This window comes from Acidiplasma sp., from assembly GCF_038728925.1.
Lineage (GTDB): Archaea > Thermoplasmatota > Thermoplasmata > Thermoplasmatales > Thermoplasmataceae > Acidiplasma > Acidiplasma aeolicum.
Map to the genome: position 1 here is coordinate 1 of NZ_JAVYSZ010000001.1, position 17,809 is coordinate 17,809.

Below are 17,809 nucleotides of genomic sequence, written 5' to 3' on the forward strand. Positions count from 1 at the left end.
TATAATTTTAATTTATATTTTAAAGAAAAATCCTATTTAGGAATTTTTATCATTTATATTGACGAATTATATAAATAAATTTCTGATTTTATGAATAAAATATCATGAATTTGAATAATATACATGATAATTTATTAAAAAAAGTTTTTTATAATAAAATAACATTATTTTAATATGGCAGAGGATGTTATTAAAAAAAATAAGGAATATTATTTAAAGTCATTATCTCTTGAAGACCAGTTTTCAAGACTTGATGCATGGTACAAGGTTGATTTTCTAATAGACAATGGGATACTTACAAAGGACTATGTGATAGAGAATAAAAATCAGTTTCTGGGCCTTTTAACAACTGATGATGAAATGGTTAAGGTTCATGCCTGGGTTCTTGCAAGGCGATTTGCTGATGCAGGGTACATAACAAAGGAGGATATTGTTTCCAGAAAGGAGTATTTGCTTCCATATATAAAATCTGGGGATTTAACCGCATGGTGGAATGCCATAGACCTGATTCTTGGAAATTACCTTGACAAAACATACCTTATACCCTATAAGAACGTGTTTATAGAGAGCCTTAAAAGCCAGAATGCAGGTGTTGTAAGTGACGCATGGCATATGCTACCGCTGTTAAAGTCCGGGGGTGTAATTGTTGATGGCGATTATGAGGAATATAAAAAATTTCTTTTTAATGTATTAAAATCACCAAATCAGTATATAAGGCTCAATGGATGGGAAACAATAATTGACCTTGCAGAAAAGGGCATAATAAATAAGAATGATCTTGACCCATACAGGAGCATGGCAAAGGAGCTGGTTGAGGGTGAGGATTTAATTAAATTAACATCGTTGTTTGATACAACAGAACATGATTTTAAGGAAAGACTTAAAAATATAGATTTATTATAAATTTAAAAATTTATTTATATGTGAAACCATGATTTTTTGGTGGGTTCACCCTTTAGTTCCTCTATGAGTTCCTTTTCCTTTGCTGTTAGATGCTTTGGAACATCAAGCTTAATGATAACCAAAAGATCCCCGGAACCATGTGAGTTTATTCTGGGCATTCCTGCACCCTTTATTCTTAGAACATCATCAGGCTGTGTACCTGCCGGAATATTTAATTTAAATTTTTCTTTAAACAATGAAACCTCAACCTCGCCGCCCAGGGCAGCTGTTGGAAAGTCTATGTGATGCTTTACATATAAATTATCCCCTGATCTGCGTATCTCTGAATTATTCTGGACATATATTACGGCATAGAGGTCCCCTGTAACACCACCATATGAGTTGCCCTTTTTTGCAACCCTGAGCTTTATATTTGTATCTGCACCTTTGGGTATATTTATAGATATATTCTCCATTTTTGGTACCGTGCCTGTACCCTTACATACCGGGCATGGTTTAACAGGTATTTTACCCCTGCCGTTGCATGTTCTGCATGTTGTTACTGTAACCATCTGGAAGAATCCCTGGCCGCGTGTTATTCTCTCCTGGCCTGTGCCGTGGCATGTTGGGCATGTCATAAGCTTGCCATCAACGGCGCCTGTACCATTGCAGGCATCGCACATTGCATCCCTCTTGTACTTGACAGATTTTGATGTGCCATAATATGCGTCCTCCAGTGTTATATTAACCCTGATGTATATATCAAGATCTGGCTGGTTTGTATATCCGCCGCCGAAGAAATCGCCGCCGGATGAGCCGCCAAAACCGCCAAAAATTTTGCTGAATATATCATTAATATCATCAAAGTGCGTAAAGTCCTGCCAGTTAAAGTTGGATGCGCCGCCATTGAATTCGGCAGATCCGGTGGCATCATACTGCTGTCTTTTTTGTGGATCTGACAGCACCTCATACGCCTCGGCAATCTGCTTAAACTTTTCCTCGGCCTCCTGGTTTCCCTGATTTAAATCAGGATGGTATTTTTTTGCAAGTTCCCTGAATTTTGCCCTTATTTCATCCTGCGTTGCATTTTTGTCGACACCCAGGATTTTATAGTAGTCCTCTGCCATGTTCCATCATTTGTTTTCCTTATAATCTGCGTTTACGGTATCGCTGTTTTCACCGGATGTCTTATCATTTGAACTATCCGACTGATTCTCACCGGAAGTGCCGGCATTACCTGTATTATTCTGGTTATTGGCCGAGGCACTGGCATACATCTTTGCCCCAACCTCCTGAATTTCCTTGGTAAGTTTTTCTGTAATCTCCTTGACCTTTGGTATGTCCTTCTGTGAAATTGCATCCCTTAAGTCCTTTACTATGGCCTTTATATTATCTTTTGTTGCGCTGTCTATTTTATCACCGGCATCATTGATTGTTTTTTCAGCGGTATATGCAAGGCTCTCCGCATTGTTTAATGTTTCTATATTTTCCTTCTCCTGCTTATCCTTCTCGGCGAATTCCTCAGCCTCCTTTTTCATTCTTTCTATTTCCTCCTTGGAAAGCTTGTTTGATGCGGATATTGTGATTCTCTGTTCCTTTCCTGTGCCCTTATCCCTTGCTGAAACATTTAATATGCCATTGGCATCTATATCAAATGTAACCTCTATTTGTGGAACCCCCCTTGGTGCTGGAGGAATACCTTCAAGATTAAACATTCCAAGGGATACATCATCCTTGGCAAGTGGCCTCTCCCCCTGAACAACGTGTATTGTTACAGCAGTCTGCATATCCGCTGCTGTTGTAAATACCTGGGATTTTTTAACAGGTATTGTTGTATTTGCAGGTATTAACGGTGTCATTACACCACCAAGTGTTTCTATTCCAAGTGTTAATGGTGTGACATCCAGAAGCACTATGTCCTTAATATCCCCGGTAAGTACAGCACCCTGAATTGCGGCACCAATTGCCACAGCCTGCATTGGATCAACACCACCCTCAGGCTTTTTGCCAAAATATTTCTCTATAAATGAGTGAACATATGGCATCCTTGTTGGTCCACCTATAAGTATGATTTTATTTATATCCTCCTTCTTGAGCTTTGCACCCTCTATGGCCTTATTTAATGATTCGGCTGATTTCTCAACTATTGGTGCCACAAGCTCCTCAAGCTTTGCCCTTGTAAGCTTGTATTCAAGATGCTTTGGACCCTCCTGCGTGGCAGTTATATAAGGAAGGTTTATATCAGTTTCAAGAACTGTTGATAACTCTATTTTTGCCTTTTCCGCGGCATCCCTCAATCTTATGTATGCAGATTTATCCTTTCTTAGATCTATGCCCTCCTTCTGTTTAAAATCATCTGCAAGGAAGTTTACAATAGCCTCATCCATATCACTGCCGCCAAGGTGGGTATCACCAGACGTTGAAAGCACCTGGAATACTCCCTGACCAAAGTCCATAACTGTTACATCAAGTGTACCCCCACCAAAATCATATATTAATATTTTAAGCGATTCATTAAGTTTATCAATACCGTAAGCCATGCATGCTGCTGTTGGCTCATTAATAATTCTCCTTACATTTAGACCGGCAATTGCACCTGCATCCTTTGTTGCCTGCCTCTGATTATCATCAAAATATGCAGGAACGGTAATAACAGCATCTGTCACTGGCTCTCCAAGAAATGTCTCTGCATCCTTCTTAATTTTTTGCAGAATAAATGCGGATATTTGCTGGGGTGTATACTCCTTTCCGAATATTTTATATTTGTAATCTGTACCCATCTTTCTTTTGGCTGCGTAAACTGTACCCTCTGGATTCAGTAAAGCCTGCCTTCTTGCAGGTTCACCAACAAGCAGCTGGCCATCCTTGGTAAATGCAACATAGCTTGGGAAGGATTTTCCACCCAATGAGACTCCCTCGGCTGCCGGAATGACCTCTGGCTTGCCTGAAATAACTACTGCTGCTGCTGAATTGCTTGTTCCTAAATCAATACCTATAATCTTGCTCATTTTAACTCACCTTTTTGAAACTATTACCTTTGCGGTTCTTAAAACCTCTCCGTTTAACATATATCCCTTCTGAACTACCTCAAGCACCTTTCCATCCTCACCCTGATCTGATACACCTATGGCCTCCTCAAGGTTAGGATCAAATTTTTCCCCCTTACCTGCTATTTCCTTTAGTCCGTATGAGCTTAATATTTTTATTATTTGCGATCTCACTGGTTCAAGTTTTGGATCGTGTATCATTCCAGCATCAAGTGTATCTAGCACCGGTAGAAGGTTTTTAATTATCTCACTGCCGGCATTTTTTCTGATGTTTTCAATCTCACGTTCCTTGTATTTTGCGTAGTTCTCCATCTCTGATCTCTGCCGTATGTAAAGATTCTTGTAGTCATTAAGATCTTCCAGGGTCTGTTTATACATTTCCATATATTTTTCAAGTTCATTGTTTTTCTTTGACATATTTAATCTCTTTCTGGCTTCTTCAATATCGTATTCTAAGGGGTCTATATATTCTTTGTTTTGGTTCATCATAAGTCTATATGTTCTTCTATATAAATATTTTTTATATAAACATTTACTTTTTATCCAGCGGGTCCTTAAGGAAGTGTTCATATCCCCTTTCATTTACATTAACCCAGCTATCATAATACACCATATTTGGACCATCATATGTTTCTCCTATTATGTATGCATCTATTTTGTATTTATTTATCCTATTTTTAAATGAATCGTAATTATTCTTTTCAACTGTAAAAAATAATTCATAATCACCACCGAAGGACATTACAATATCTGATTCTGAAACACCAGAAATTTGCGCTGCCCTGGAAACATCAGGGTCCTTCTTAATTTTGTTATAATCTATTTTAAATCCTATATTATAATCGTGCTTCATCTGATATATGGATGAGTATATCCCATCCGATAAATCCATCATAAACCGGGCACCGGCCATGCTTAAAATCTGTGCCTCCATTATCCTTGGATGAATTTCAAGCATTTTTTTTATTCCATATTCAGTTTTATATGAATTTTTATAAAATAGATAGCCTGCACCTGATCTCCCAAGAGAATTTGTTACAAGCACATAATGGTTTACTGCTATGTCTGATCTCCTGCGAATAAGTGAGGGTTTTTGCCTTCCAATTATTGTTCCTGAGGCCGTAAAATCATCACCCTCCTTTGTATCCCCGCCTATAATGCCTATGTTAAATTCTGATAATTTACTGTATATTCCGGAATAAAATCTTTTTAAATATTCCATGTCATAATCTGGGGATATTGAAAGTGATACCAGAAACCCCACAGGTATTCCCGCATCTGCAGCTATATCGCTCAGGTTTATGGCTGCAAAAAAGCTTCCAGCCATTTCAGGGCTTGCCCCCTCCGGTATATGAGTTTTTCTGGTTATTACATCTGTGGATAACAGCAAATCAAATGATCCCATGTTAAGCACTGCACAATCATCGGGTTCCCTATCCCTCGATATTAAATCTATTATTCGCCTTTCACCTATATCACTTAGTTTCAACAGAAAGTTATTGCCTTGAGAGATTTAACGTTTTTTATTACTTTATAAAAAACATCAGGGATTATATTTTCCCTCAAAAAATTATATATATGTGTGATAAATATTGTCATGGGTGATGGAATTAATATCAGACTTTGAAAATCTCAGAAGGGAAATGCTTGAAAACTCACGGGAAATAATAAGGCTGCTAAAACAGAGAATTAAACTGGCTCAGAAAATTGGGGAGATAAAAAAAATGAACGGCGGGGAGATACATGATTATAACCGTGAAAGGGAGATAATAAAGCTTATCTCCGGGGATAGATTTACACAGTCTGTATTAAATATACTTTTTGAATTTTCCATACATTATGAGTCTAATTCCCAGTTAAATTTACCAGGGTATGTATACAAAAATATTAATGGAAATAATTACATGGAATTTAATGGAGAGACCAAAAATCTGCTTGGAATGCTAAAATTTATTTTAAATCCAGGGTCCGTGGTATTTTCTGAAAATAAAGAATATAAAAATTTGATATCCGGCCCTGGTATACATATTATAAACCATAAAATTGAGGACCCTGACGTGTATGTAGATGTAAATGGTAATTATGGCGGTGACATAATAATCAATGGCAGGCAAATGCTAATTTCAAAGAATTTTCTGGAGAATAGAGAAAATATATACAGGGTAATAATAAGATAGTATGTTTACGGTAGTTGGAAGTAAGGGTAATCTGGGTTCGCTTTTAATGAAAATATTTCCAGATTCATACGGCGTCGATGTTGATAATGAGGAAAAGCTTTTTAATTATTTAAAGAAATCAGATTATGCATTTTTGGCAATACCACCTGACCAGGAGGAAAATATAATAAACAAATACAAATTTTTTACCGGATTTATAGAATTATCATCAGTGAAGCTAAGATTTTTAAAATTTAAAAACAGCATAATAAGCATACATCCACTTTTTGGTCCAAGAAGTTACGGTAAGATTAAGGATATAGTATTTATAAACGATATATCACCACCTGATTCCATGGGGAAAATTCAAAATATTTTTCCAGATTACAATATAATCAGCCTGAGTGCAGACCAGCATGATAGATTAATGTCTGAAATACTGGTAAAACCATATATTATTTCCATGATTTCCAGACCTCAGAATGGAAGTATAAAAACCAGTTCCTATGAAAAATATCTTGACCTGTGCAGCATTAGTTCACAGGAAAGCAAGGAAATACTTTATGATACAATATTAATGAATAAATATACTCAGAATGTAATAGACGAAATTCAGGGGGGCCTTGATTACATCAAAAATTTAATAAAAAATGGATGATCTCGATATTCTTTTTACAAGGGTATTATAGTCGGTTTGCAGTAAAAGTTTATCCTCAAGATCAAGTTCATAATTATACAATGAAAGATCCAGTGATGAGTAGTATTCCTTAAGTTCCGAGAAATTCTGTTCAAGAGATGATTTAACTATTAAATCAAGAAGTTTTTTATCAAACTTATCATCGTGAACGCCACGCTCCTTGCCACCACCTGTGGGATAAGAAAGAACAGGATATTTATGCCCTGACATCTCTATTAAAATCCTTGCAAGTGATATCATTCTTGGAGGCCTGTACAAACCCTTCTTCCATAATTTTTCAACAAGTGTATTTTTTTGTATATTCATTGGGTTTATTGATATATCGTTTGAATACTGTGCAGATATTTTTACAGAATTTTCAACATCAGCTATTGCTGATAGCTCCGATATAAACGGTGGCTTAAAAAGCAGGTAGGTTCTCAGCTCAAAACCCTCCTCCTTAATGAGCCTTGCTGCATCCAGATATTTTTTCAGCGTGCTGCCCTTGTTAATTGAATATTTCATAATATAATCATTGGCACTCTCAAGACCTATTGCAATTCTTACAGGAATATTATGGCGCTTAATATCTTCAAGTATGTCCTTCCTTATGTATTCTGTTCTTGATTCAACCAGTATTTTGTCAACCTTTCCCTTCATTTTTTCAAAGAAGTAGTTCCTTACAGATGGAGATACCTCCCGGGGGTCAAGAAAGCTTCCAGAGGTAAAGATCTTAACGACCCTGGCATCCCCAAGTGAATTATAAAGTTCATCAACCTGCTTAAAAAGATTCTCATCAATAATATTATCTGATGTATCATTAAAGTACCCGCACATTGAGCATGCACTAAACCTATACCATGCACAGCCAGTTGTTCTAAATATGCAGACAACTGTTTTTTCAGGAAATCCCCGTAACCTGTCAAGCTCCTTCCATACTGAAACAGGTCTGTTTGCATCTGCATCTTTTTTATCCCCGGGGATTAAACCTCTAATATAAAGTGATAGTTCCCTGCTTTCCATATTAAATTAACATGTTAATGATCTATATTATAATTATCCTTTTAAAAAACATTTATTTTCTTTTATAATCTGCATAGGAATTTAAAAAATTATCAATATCATCTTATTTAACTTTTAATTTATATAACATATATATTATTATTTTTACCATATAATCCTAATTTTCATTAAAAGTAAAAAATTATATATCATCTTAAAATAAACCTTCACTGGGCTCGTAGTCTAGTGGTATGATGTCTCCCTGACACGGAGGAGGTCACCGGTTCGAATCCGGTCGGGCCCATTTACAGTTATCATTGAGTCTTATTTTTAATGAATAGGCAGGCAGTAAATTATTATTTTAATCGAATAATTATCCCTTTTCATTTTTAATTTCCACACCGGGATATAAGGATAGGGCAACATAATCTACCCTATTTCAACTACGTATGCAAGGTCAAAAATAAAGAGATAATTGGCCCCATCTTTTGCTAAAAGCCATAATATTCATGACTAACAAGACCATGGAAACAATTGTGACCAATATTATATGATAAATATATTCACCAAAACTCAATTTTTTGCCCTCAACAATGTCATTGAATTATTATATTCTTAAACCTATCCTTTGTTGGCTTTGCCTTTCTTGACTTTGTATATCCAGCCAACAATGAGAAAAATTAGAGACAATAAAAATAGTGACTTTCCAATATTGAAGATGTTTGATGTGCTATCTGTGTACACACCAGAGTAATATAAATATAACCCAATCGATACTATAAGAAGAGAAAGTATACCTATATACATCGCGACGGTCATGATCCTGTTTACAGTGTATAGCAGCATGATCTTCCCCTATCTGTCCATATGTCTATCCAATAAAACCATTCTTGATTTCTGCCCCTTTGATTCATCAAGTTCTGGCATTAAACACTTACAGGAATCCCTTTTGCAGTCAATGGTTATAACATGACCTGCAGGCCAGTGTGGGACATGATATAGATTAGCCCGGGTTATGTGATGCTTCCATTGACCTTCAAAGAAAACAATTTCATGACCGCAATTTTTACAGATGCCAAAATTTAAAGTCACCATATATTCTAAATAAGAATATATACCATAAATATAAGAATATTACTCTCTGATTATTGGAATTATTGTATTGGATTAAAACTTTAATAAAATCTGTTAGAGCCCATAATCTTTTGAATTTATTGTATTTAGATTTTCTACCAGTGACCGGTAATTAAATAAATGTTTATACAGACCCTATTTCATTTAAGGTTCCCATTATGAGTTTTAATGTATGGACTGCCATGGCTATTGATGTTATTACGGCCATAATTAAAATTGCCCAGAATAATATTAGTCCAAAATAAAGGCTTAATATTATTTTTAACCTAAAAAGATTTATTATAAAAATAATAATTAAAATAACGGGATATGTTATTGAAAAATAGAGTAACCAAACATAGTTTTCATTAATCATATCATACTTTTTTTTAAGTTCCCCAAATCTATTCAATGGCTGATATATATCAATTATATCACTCTCTGCCTCAGGAATTATATCATTAAATATTTCCATAACACTTGAATCGTTGTATATGGTTAATTTATCTAAAATTATTTCAAGATTTTTTATTAGATTATTTTTGTAGATAAATTTAAGAAGCTTTTTTAAAAAAAGTAAATCAGTAAGATTTTTTTCTCTGTCCATTAAGTTAAGCAACGTTGCCATTCTGGTTTTTATGTATAATAAAAATACAAAGAGAAGTATGAAATATATTATCAGGGTTAGGAATTCATAAAGCATTATTTTAATATTGTAAAGCCCCTTATTAAATGCATATGTATGAATGTTCTAAACCTTAAATATCCAAGATATAATTATACAGGATGTTTTTAATCGGTACCGGTAAAAATAAATCTTCCAATGATATCCAAAAAGGCGCCTGAATTTAAATCTCTCCAAGTTTTTTTAAATTGGATAAATATTCCCTACCAAACTGTGTGATTTTATATTTTATACCCATCTTTTCTTCAAGAACCTCAATGGTATTAATTTTTATTAAATCGTTAAGTAAATCTGAACAGTACTTGTAATTTAAATTGCATTTATAAACTATTTTTGTTATTGGCATTTTTTCCCTAGAATTCAATATTTCAAGTATTTCCTTTTCTATCTGAATCTTTGATCTTTTTGATTCCCTATCAAAAAAATTTATTTTTGTTTTATTATCGTTTGTCCGTATAATAATATTATACAAACTTGATCTGAAGCTGAGCTGTTTAACTAGTTTAATATCATGTTCATGGGCAATTTTTTTAATGTTGCTATCTACCATTCCAGCGTATATACCAATTTTTGCATATAATGGAATATCTTCCGGAATTTTAATATTTTTTAAAATATTTATCTTTTCAATTATGGTTCCAGAAAGAAACAAAACCAAAACTTTCCCCCTTTCTGTTAGTATGATTTTGGCGTTTTCCAACAAAAAATTTGAATTATCAAGACATAAATGTTCAAAATCAAAAACCTGAAGTTCATTATTTTTGTTCATAAATATTAAACATTATCGTATTAATAAAGTTTGTGTTATGATGATTATGATAGATCATTTGTATAATAAAAGCATTTAAATGATTAAATCAGATTGATTTAAGATCATTAAGATATTTAATACCAGTTGCAGTAATTTTATATTTTATACCTCCCTTATAATCTATAAGTTGAATTACCCCCTGCCGGCAAGATCCTCAAGAAGCTTTATTGCATATTGATAATTTAAATTGCATTTATAGATTATTTTTGTTATGTTCATTCCATCACTTAATTTTATGGCCTCCAGCATCTCACGTATTATAAAGATTTTTTTCCCTTCTTTGGATTTTATCAATGCCATGGCCATCGTTGGGACCTGAGCTTTTTTTAATATCTGTGGCCTCTATTGTTTTATAAAAACTTCCATGGTTAATTACTATTTTTCTGCACAGGGTAATATTGTACTTACTGCACATTATCCTTATTTCCGGTGTTATATTACCAGAATATATGCAGATTCTCCTATTAAATGAGCTTCCAGGCACATAATCAATGAACTCCTGAAGTTTTTTCAATTTTTTATTAGATTCCCCGGATAATAAAAGAACCGGTATCCGCTCCTCTCCAGATTTTGACTTTATAATAATATCCGGGATGTAATCTTTACTTAATTTTCCAGGATATTCATTAAATGATTCTTCCCATTCAGAACTGTCGAAAAAAACTGTAAGATTATCACTCATTGTTCACACCTCATTTTTTTATAATTTTCCATTCCTACCACCTCATATTAGTATTCTTCCATGAACCCCGCTTTCCGGGGTATATTAAAATTCCGGCTATTCCAACAAATACAACGGCAAGGACAAGTTTTGAATAAATTAATGCATAACCTAGATATGGAATTGCAAACAAAACGCGTCCCTTAACGTCATATGGTGGAACCGGTTTGGGGTCAGGGGCTGGATTGGCAACACCCTTGGTTCTAAAATACTCATGCCCTCCGATGTGACATATTTTTATAACCTGATGTGCGAAAAGCGTTCCATTTTCCCAGGGGGCATTGAAAACTATTATGTCGCCCACCTTAATTGATTTTGTGTTAATAGGACCAACAACAAGCACAGACCCTGGTTTAATAACAGGATACATGCTTCCTGTGGGGTCTCCTATAACAAAGTAACTGTGTTCAGTTATTCCAGGTGATATTGCAATTGAGAGAATGGTAATAACCACCAGAAATATTATAATATATTTGGAATTTTTGAGCAATTTTTTAAAATTAATTTTATTACTCCTGAAAATATTTAAAAATTCAAAGGAGTTTTTAATCATAAGATCTGTTAAAAATATTATAAGTGAAAGAGTAATCATCTGCCAGATAAGGTAATAATATTTTGAGATTTCTATAATGATAGGGAACGATGCAAAAATTGCGAAAATAAGAATAAAAAGTAATGTTGCAAGGAAATTATAACCGCTTTTATTATAAATAAATATAATTGTAATGCCCAGAAAAAATATAAAAATTATATTGAAAACGGCAAATGAGAAGATTGTTTTTGTATTAATCAGGGCACTGTATGGATAATAATAAAGTAAAACAGATGAACCAAAGAGTAAACCTCTAAGCAGGAAACTCTTGATTTTGGTTTCCTTAATTGCCATGAGAATCAGTATAAAAATAAATGCAGTTATGATGGAATAAACAACGCTTGTTAAAAATGGGATTATATAAAAATGAAATACAATTTTTTTAAATACAAGGCTAGGTTCTATTAAAAAAAATTCCATGAACAATGCAAGTATGCCCAGTTTTATTACATCTTTATTAAATTTTATTTTTATTTTGGGTATCAATGGTATAAATATAATAGCCGGTAGTATTACAGCTAGCCATGCGTTTTTGGTATAATGTAAAATCATTTGATATGAAAAAATGTATCCAATAATAATAAGAAAAAATGTTTTTTTCATATATTATCACCGTATACATAATTCTTAAAATCGTGAAATACAAAAAATAGGTTTTTTTCTTTTATGTAAAATAACGGTTCATGATATGCGTCAGAAAGTTTAACAAGATCCGAGAATGAATCAACCTTAATAGATGTTCCCCTGGGCATGTATTTAATTTCAATAATTCTGTCTGAGTATTCATCGATGTTTTTATCCATCTCACTCCTCTTTTTTGGGAAGCCCAAAAAGGACAGTGATATTATAACTATTGATGCAATGGATGCTGCCATTATAATGTATCCATAAAGTTGCGGTTCTGGAATTACCGGTTTGCCACCATAGGAATCCTTAACGTCAGTATCAGAGGTCATGCTAGCCGGTTTTCCATAAGATATTGTATATTCTTTATTTGCACCGTTTATTATTATCCCTGTTGATGATGATGTTCCGGTATTTGCGTCAATTATTGTTAAGTTTATATCAATTGCAGGCATGCTGGACGTATAACCCAGTTCATTATCTATGCTTGCAGCCTTATTGTAAATGCCGGATATATTTAATGGAATAACCATATCATTAATTTCATGGCTCCCGGAAAAGGTAAAACTGCTTGAATTTTGCATAAATATTCTTGTCCACGAGGGTTCAGATGAGACAGCATATACAGTATATTGAATTAAAACCGATTGTGCCTCGGATGCAAGGAAATTTCCGGTTACATATACTGTCATGTTTTTTGATATATTCTTATAAATTACTGATGGGTTATACAGTGTACTAACACTATAAAGGCTGTTATTTTTTAAAGAATCATTAACATTAATCTTAGCATTTGATGCAAAATCTGTAACGTTAATATTTTTTGTGTGCTCCCTTGGCTCCATAATTATTATTGATGAGAAAATAATGAGTAATGCAAAAATTACAATTAATGTAATGTATAGTTTTTTGTTCATAAATGTTAAGGGCCGGGAATGTTTTAACTTTTATTTATTAAATATACTTAGTAATGATAAATAATAATTGTTAGTATAATAGCTATGTATAATATTTTTTGCCAACTTATTTTAAGGATTTATTGTGATAACAGTTATTAAAATATTAGCCTTATTATTATTTTCTTATTTTTTATTAGCCATCAAAAAATTAATTTCTGGTGACTAAATGAATAAAAAGTTAGCCGTATTATTGGTAGTGCCGATTCTCATAGCACTGGGGGGAACCTTTGCGTTCTCCGCATTCTCTGGGAATTCGACTGTTACCATTAATAACACAGCAGGTCATCTGACCTGGGAAAATGATATGAGCCTTATTGGCACAAATGCCAATAACACGCCAATAACAGTTGAGGGACCAAACGGACATATATACGAGATAGGGGCAGCAGAACCATACCATCACACCAGTGGAATATATAACCTTTCTCTTGGAAACCAGTTCTATACGACAGCCACTAGTGGAAAGGAATTCGTTGTGAATGTGACAAATCTTGCACCCGGTGAGTATGTTGAACTTCAGGCTGTAATAACAAACAATGGAACAGTAGGATTTATGGTATCATCACCAGCACCAACCTTTACAACATCATCAAACCCTGAATACAACACACCTGCAAAACCAATAAATGCAATGGGAGTTACTCAACAGGCATTTATGGGCGACCTTGAGACAAGCACTGGATACATATACAGTGTAAATCAGATATCCGGATTTAACACATCTCTTAGCCCAGAGGGCACAGCATTAATGCAAATATGGATAGGCCTGGGCAACAGTGGAGGACATGATGTAAACCATTACCAGGGATCTGACTTTTCGCTTACAATAACTCTGGATATTGTATCAGACCCGTAAAAATATTTTTTTAATTTTTTATTTTAACCTTTTAATTTTTTTAATTTAATTGTATAATTTTAATTATATTTGCATTATAAATTTTATAAGTACTTAATTTAAGGTTACCTTAAGAAAAATAAATATAATGTTAAAAATTTTGGTATAAGACCATGACCAATAGTCATATTAACAACATTATTTTTAATGAAATATGAATTAATTCAAAAAAGAAAAATATTAATTCTTTTATGACTTAAGCAAGTATGCAGAATTCATTTTATGAGGAAAAAGTTAGCCAGATTCAGAAATCATTTAAAATAGATGAAAAATATGAAAGATGGAAAAATTCAACACTTGCTGACTGGAATAAAAAAACAGGATACAGGGAAAAAAATTACACAAATTCATCTGATTTTAAAATAAAGGAGCTTTACACAAGGGGAGACCTCCCAGAGAATCTTGATGAGGTACTGGGAATGCCTGGAGAATATCCTTACACAAGGGGCGTTTATCCAAACATGTACCGTGGCAAATTATGGACAATGAGGATGTTTTCTGGGTTTGGAACACCTGAGGACACCAATAAAAGGTTAAAGTATCTTATAAGCAACGGTGAAACTGGATTGAGCATAGCCTTTGATATGCCAACACTTTATGGCTACGATTGTGATAACCCACGTGCAGAGGGTGAGGTCGGGAAATGCGGTGTTAATGTTTCTTCTTTGGCTGATATGGAGAGGATATTCGACGGCATAGACCTTTCAAAAATTAGTACATCGATGACAATAAACGCACCTGCCGCAATATTAACCGCAATGTATTTTGTTCTTGCCCAGAAAAAGGGTGTGAATTTAGACAGAATATCTGGAACTGTTCAGGCCGATATACTTAAAGAATACATTGCCCAGAAGGAGTGGATGTATCCCCCTGAGGCCCATATCAGACTTATAAGGGACATGCTTGTCTACTCCACAGAAAATGTTCCGAAATGGAATTACATAAGTGTTTCAGGATACCATATAAGGGAGGCTGGATCAAGTGCAGTTCAGGAGCTTGCATTCACGCTGGCAGATGGATTTTATTATATTGACACAGGCATAGATGCGGGGCTTGATGTGGATAAGTTTGCACCAAGGATGTCGTTCTTTTTCAATTCCTCTATTAACTTCTTTGAGGAAATTGCAAAATTCAGGGCGGCCAGAAGAATATGGGCAACTGTATTAAAGGAAAAGTATGGGGCAAAAAATCCAAGAAGCATGCAGTTAAAATTCCATACACAAACTTCAGGATATACACTTACATGGCAGCAGCCATTAAATAATATTGTAAGGACGACAATAGAGGCCATGGCTGCGGTGCTTGGTGGAACCCAGAGTCTCCACACAAATTCATATGACGAGGCCTGGGCACTGCCAACGGATGAGGCTGTGAAGGTTGCATTAAGAACACAGCAGATAATAGCTGAGGAATCCGGCATTGCAGACGTTATAGACCCACTTGGTGGATCGTATTATGTTGAAAGGCTTACAAGCGAAATGGAGGAGGCAGTTTATAAATATCTTGATGAGATAGAAAAAATGGGTGGAATCCTTAATGCAGTTAAAAAGGGCTATATACAGAAGGAAATAGCCGAGACATCATATAGAAAGCAGCTTAGAATAGAAAACATGGATGACATAGTGGTTGGTGTGAATAAATATGTTGAGGAGGATGAAAAGCCAATTAATATATTAAAAATTGATGAAATAGCAGAAAAAAATCAGGTTAAGAGGCTTAAGGAATTAAAAAGAAACAGGAATAATGAGATGGTATCCAGATCACTGGATAAATTAAGGGATGCGATGCAGGATGAAAATGTTAATCTTATGCCATATATAATGGACTGTGTTAGAAACTATGCAACCATTGAGGAAATATCAAATGTAGGGAGGGAGATATTTGGAGAGTGGAAAGAACCAAAAATTTATTAAGCCACCAATAAAAGTCCTTCTTGCAAAGCCGGCCATAGATGGACATGACCGTGGGATATTTGTGCTGGCAAGGGCTTTTAGGGACGCTGGAATGGAGGTAATATACGCTGGTTTGCTTCCAACGCCGGAGGAGGTGGTGGACACAGCAGTTAATGAGGATGTGGATGTTATAGCCCTAAGCCTTTTAAATGGAGCCCACATGACTGCATTTAAAAAGGTCATGGACATACTTAAAAAGCGTGGAATAAATGATATAGCTGTTGTTGGTGGTGGAATCATACCTGATGAGGATAAGCCAAAACTTGAAAAAATGGGTGTTACCGGAAATTTTGGCCCCGGCACCAGGCTTGATGTAATAATTGACCATGTAACAAAAAGGGCATTAGAGGTAAGGGAACTGAGAAAAAATGAATATAAATGATATTGTAAACGGCATCCTTGCCGGGGATAAAAGGATGATTGCAAGGTCAATTTCATTGATTGAAAATGATGAAAATGCAAGGGAGGCAATAATAGGAAGGATATACAGCCACGGTAGTGCAAAAATTATAGGCATAACAGGCCCTCCGGGTGTTGGAAAGAGTACAATAATAGGAAATCTAGCGCCAATGCTTGCAAAAACCGGCAAGGTATCAATACTTGCTGTTGATCCTGCAAGTCCATTTTCAGGGGGGTCAATACTGGGCAATAGAATAAGAATGCAGGAGGCATTAAGCAGGTACAACATTTATATGCGGAGTACATCAAATAGGCTTTATGAGGGTGGCCTGTCTGAATATTCATGGGATATAATTAAGGTGATGGAGGCATCAGGCAGTGATTATATTATAGTGGAAACAGTTGGCTCTGGACAGTCTGACCTTGATATAATGAATATAGCTGACATAACCTGTGTAATACTTGCACCAGGACTTGGTGATGAAATACAGGCAGTGAAATCAGGCTTAATGGAGATAGGAAATATTTTTATTGTTAATAAAATGGATAGGGAGGATTCCTACATGGCAATTAAAGATATTAGGGAAACGTTAAATATGAGCAATAAGGCAGATATTCCTGTTATTGGACTGAATTCATTGACACTTGAAAATTATGACAGGTTTGTTAAATATATAAATGACTGGAAATACCAAAATAAATATAGAAGAAACGAAAGAAAAATAAAGCAGATAATAATGGAAAAAATTTACAGAATATATTCAGAATACATAAATAATATAGACTCTGCTGATATTGAGAATGAAAACCCGTATTACGCTGCTGAAAAAATAATGAAAAATGTTGCTGGTCAAAAATTTGGTTATCTAGAAAAATAACATAAAGTTTTTGTATACCTAAATAATAGGTTTATTATGTACAGGCCACTTAAATTTTATTCAGACGAATTTATGAAGAATATTAATGACCGCATAAGGGAAATAATGAGCTATGCCTATCCACCGGTTACCATTTATGAGGATGGGGGAGAATTAACTGTAGAGGCAGATCTACCTGGTTTTGACAAGAATAAAATAAAGGTAACGGCAGAAAAAAATGCCCTTATAATAAGGGCTGACAGGGAAATTAAACCCGATGGTAATCTGTATGAAAATCAGAGGCCAGAGAAGGTCTTTAAACGCATTTCTCTTCCCGTTGAGATAGACAGTGAGGCTGATTTTACAGCTAAATACCAGGATGGTGTGTTAACAGTAAAGATACCTGTGAAAAATGTTAAAACGGTTAAAATAGAATAA

General features: G+C 34.6%; 19 protein-coding genes and 1 tRNA gene. 9 read left to right on the forward strand and 11 right to left on the reverse strand.

Features of this window, described 5'->3' with window-relative positions:
• Window positions 1-174: 174 nt before the first annotated feature.
• Window positions 175-903: a hypothetical protein gene (locus QXW15_RS00005; protein WP_055032281.1), complete on the forward strand. Its 729-nt coding sequence runs from the start codon at window positions 175-177 to the stop codon at window positions 901-903.
• A 14-nt stretch (window positions 904-917) separates the two neighbouring features.
• Here the strand turns inward: QXW15_RS00005 and dnaJ are convergent, their stop codons facing one another.
• Genes dnaJ through QXW15_RS00025 form a run of 4 tightly spaced genes read right to left on the reverse strand, consistent with a single transcriptional unit; the run spans window position 918 to window position 5,418 of the window.
• Window positions 918-2,009 carry a molecular chaperone DnaJ gene (gene dnaJ / locus QXW15_RS00010; RefSeq protein WP_055032280.1) on the reverse strand — a complete coding sequence of 364 codons (1,092 nt, stop codon included), beginning with the start codon at window positions 2,007-2,009 and terminating at the stop codon, window positions 918-920.
• A gap of 6 nt (window positions 2,010-2,015) precedes the next feature.
• Window positions 2,016-3,890, reverse strand: coding sequence for a molecular chaperone DnaK (gene dnaK, locus QXW15_RS00015; RefSeq protein ID WP_048101657.1), 1,875 nt, complete (start codon window positions 3,888-3,890; stop codon window positions 2,016-2,018).
• 6 nt (window positions 3,891-3,896) lie between these two features.
• Window positions 3,897-4,415 (reverse strand): nucleotide exchange factor GrpE, encoded by a 519-nt coding sequence (locus QXW15_RS00020; RefSeq protein WP_231563421.1) that lies wholly within the window; start codon window positions 4,413-4,415, stop codon window positions 3,897-3,899.
• A gap of 46 nt (window positions 4,416-4,461) precedes the next feature.
• Window positions 4,462-5,418: a thiamine-phosphate kinase gene (locus QXW15_RS00025; RefSeq protein WP_048101659.1), complete on the reverse strand. Its 957-nt coding sequence runs from the start codon at window positions 5,416-5,418 to the stop codon at window positions 4,462-4,464.
• A 115-nt stretch (window positions 5,419-5,533) separates the two neighbouring features.
• Between QXW15_RS00025 and QXW15_RS00030 the strand changes: the two genes are divergently transcribed.
• Both QXW15_RS00030 and QXW15_RS00035 read left to right on the forward strand, forming a co-directional pair.
• Window positions 5,534-6,106 (forward strand): chorismate mutase, encoded by a 573-nt coding sequence (locus QXW15_RS00030; RefSeq protein WP_054963827.1) that lies wholly within the window; start codon window positions 5,534-5,536, stop codon window positions 6,104-6,106.
• 1 nt (window position 6,107) lies between these two features.
• Entirely contained in the window at window positions 6,108-6,743 is a 636-nt protein-coding gene (locus QXW15_RS00035) for a hypothetical protein (protein ID WP_048101661.1), read from the forward strand.
• On the opposite strand, the gene QXW15_RS00040 is transcribed toward QXW15_RS00035, so the two are convergent.
• A complete protein-coding gene (locus QXW15_RS00040; RefSeq protein WP_048101662.1) occupies window positions 6,726-7,784 on the reverse strand; it encodes an archaeosine biosynthesis radical SAM protein RaSEA in 1,059 nt (352 codons plus the stop codon). The two genes, QXW15_RS00035 and QXW15_RS00040, sit on opposite strands and share 18 nt — an antisense overlap.
• A gap of 211 nt (window positions 7,785-7,995) precedes the next feature.
• Between QXW15_RS00040 and QXW15_RS00045 the strand changes: the two genes are divergently transcribed.
• Window positions 7,996-8,067: transfer RNA gene (locus QXW15_RS00045), tRNA-Val, on the forward strand.
• A gap of 954 nt (window positions 8,068-9,021) precedes the next feature.
• Here QXW15_RS00045 and QXW15_RS00050 read toward each other — a convergent pair.
• The 6 genes from QXW15_RS00050 to QXW15_RS00075 form a co-directional block, all read right to left on the reverse strand.
• The gene (locus tag QXW15_RS00050) at window positions 9,022-9,579 is read right to left on the reverse strand and encodes a hypothetical protein (RefSeq protein ID WP_048101664.1); all 558 of its coding nucleotides are present in this window, start codon (window positions 9,577-9,579) and stop codon (window positions 9,022-9,024) included.
• A gap of 145 nt (window positions 9,580-9,724) precedes the next feature.
• Window positions 9,725-10,330 carry a winged helix-turn-helix domain-containing protein gene (locus QXW15_RS00055; RefSeq protein WP_055041036.1) on the reverse strand — a complete coding sequence of 202 codons (606 nt, stop codon included), beginning with the start codon at window positions 10,328-10,330 and terminating at the stop codon, window positions 9,725-9,727.
• A 174-nt stretch (window positions 10,331-10,504) separates the two neighbouring features.
• Window positions 10,505-10,672, reverse strand: a complete 168-nt coding sequence (locus QXW15_RS00060) for a winged helix-turn-helix domain-containing protein (protein WP_342789656.1) — start codon at window positions 10,670-10,672, stop codon at window positions 10,505-10,507.
• On the reverse strand, window positions 10,623-11,054 hold the full coding sequence (locus QXW15_RS00065) for a hypothetical protein (RefSeq protein ID WP_048101666.1): 432 nt from the start codon (window positions 11,052-11,054) through the stop codon (window positions 10,623-10,625). Before QXW15_RS00065 ends, QXW15_RS00060 begins: the two co-directional genes overlap by 50 nt.
• Window positions 11,055-11,088: 34 nt before the next feature.
• Window positions 11,089-12,288 (reverse strand): signal peptidase I, encoded by a 1,200-nt coding sequence (locus QXW15_RS00070; RefSeq protein WP_048101667.1) that lies wholly within the window; start codon window positions 12,286-12,288, stop codon window positions 11,089-11,091.
• Entirely contained in the window at window positions 12,285-13,226 is a 942-nt protein-coding gene (locus QXW15_RS00075) for a DUF5305 family protein (RefSeq protein WP_048101668.1), read from the reverse strand. Before QXW15_RS00075 ends, QXW15_RS00070 begins: the two co-directional genes overlap by 4 nt.
• A 208-nt stretch (window positions 13,227-13,434) precedes the next feature.
• Between QXW15_RS00075 and QXW15_RS00080 the strand changes: the two genes are divergently transcribed.
• The 5 genes from QXW15_RS00080 to hsp14 all read left to right on the forward strand — a co-directional run bounded on the left by QXW15_RS00080 (window position 13,435) and on the right by hsp14 (window position 17,809).
• Window positions 13,435-14,124, forward strand: a complete 690-nt coding sequence (locus tag QXW15_RS00080) for a hypothetical protein (RefSeq protein WP_048101669.1) — start codon at window positions 13,435-13,437, stop codon at window positions 14,122-14,124.
• 245 nt (window positions 14,125-14,369) lie between these two features.
• Window positions 14,370-16,076: a methylmalonyl-CoA mutase gene (locus tag QXW15_RS00085; RefSeq protein ID WP_048101670.1), complete on the forward strand. Its 1,707-nt coding sequence runs from the start codon at window positions 14,370-14,372 to the stop codon at window positions 16,074-16,076.
• The gene (locus QXW15_RS00090) at window positions 16,045-16,497 is read left to right on the forward strand and encodes a cobalamin B12-binding domain-containing protein (RefSeq protein ID WP_054964082.1); all 453 of its coding nucleotides are present in this window, start codon (window positions 16,045-16,047) and stop codon (window positions 16,495-16,497) included. The genes QXW15_RS00085 and QXW15_RS00090 overlap by 32 nt, the downstream gene beginning before the upstream one ends.
• Window positions 16,484-17,392, forward strand: a complete 909-nt coding sequence (locus QXW15_RS00095) for an ArgK/MeaB family GTPase (protein WP_055041107.1) — start codon at window positions 16,484-16,486, stop codon at window positions 17,390-17,392. The genes QXW15_RS00090 and QXW15_RS00095 overlap by 14 nt, the downstream gene beginning before the upstream one ends.
• Before the next feature lie 36 nt (window positions 17,393-17,428).
• Window positions 17,429-17,809: an archaeal heat shock protein Hsp14 gene (gene hsp14, locus QXW15_RS00100; protein WP_052656759.1), complete on the forward strand. Its 381-nt coding sequence runs from the start codon at window positions 17,429-17,431 to the stop codon at window positions 17,807-17,809.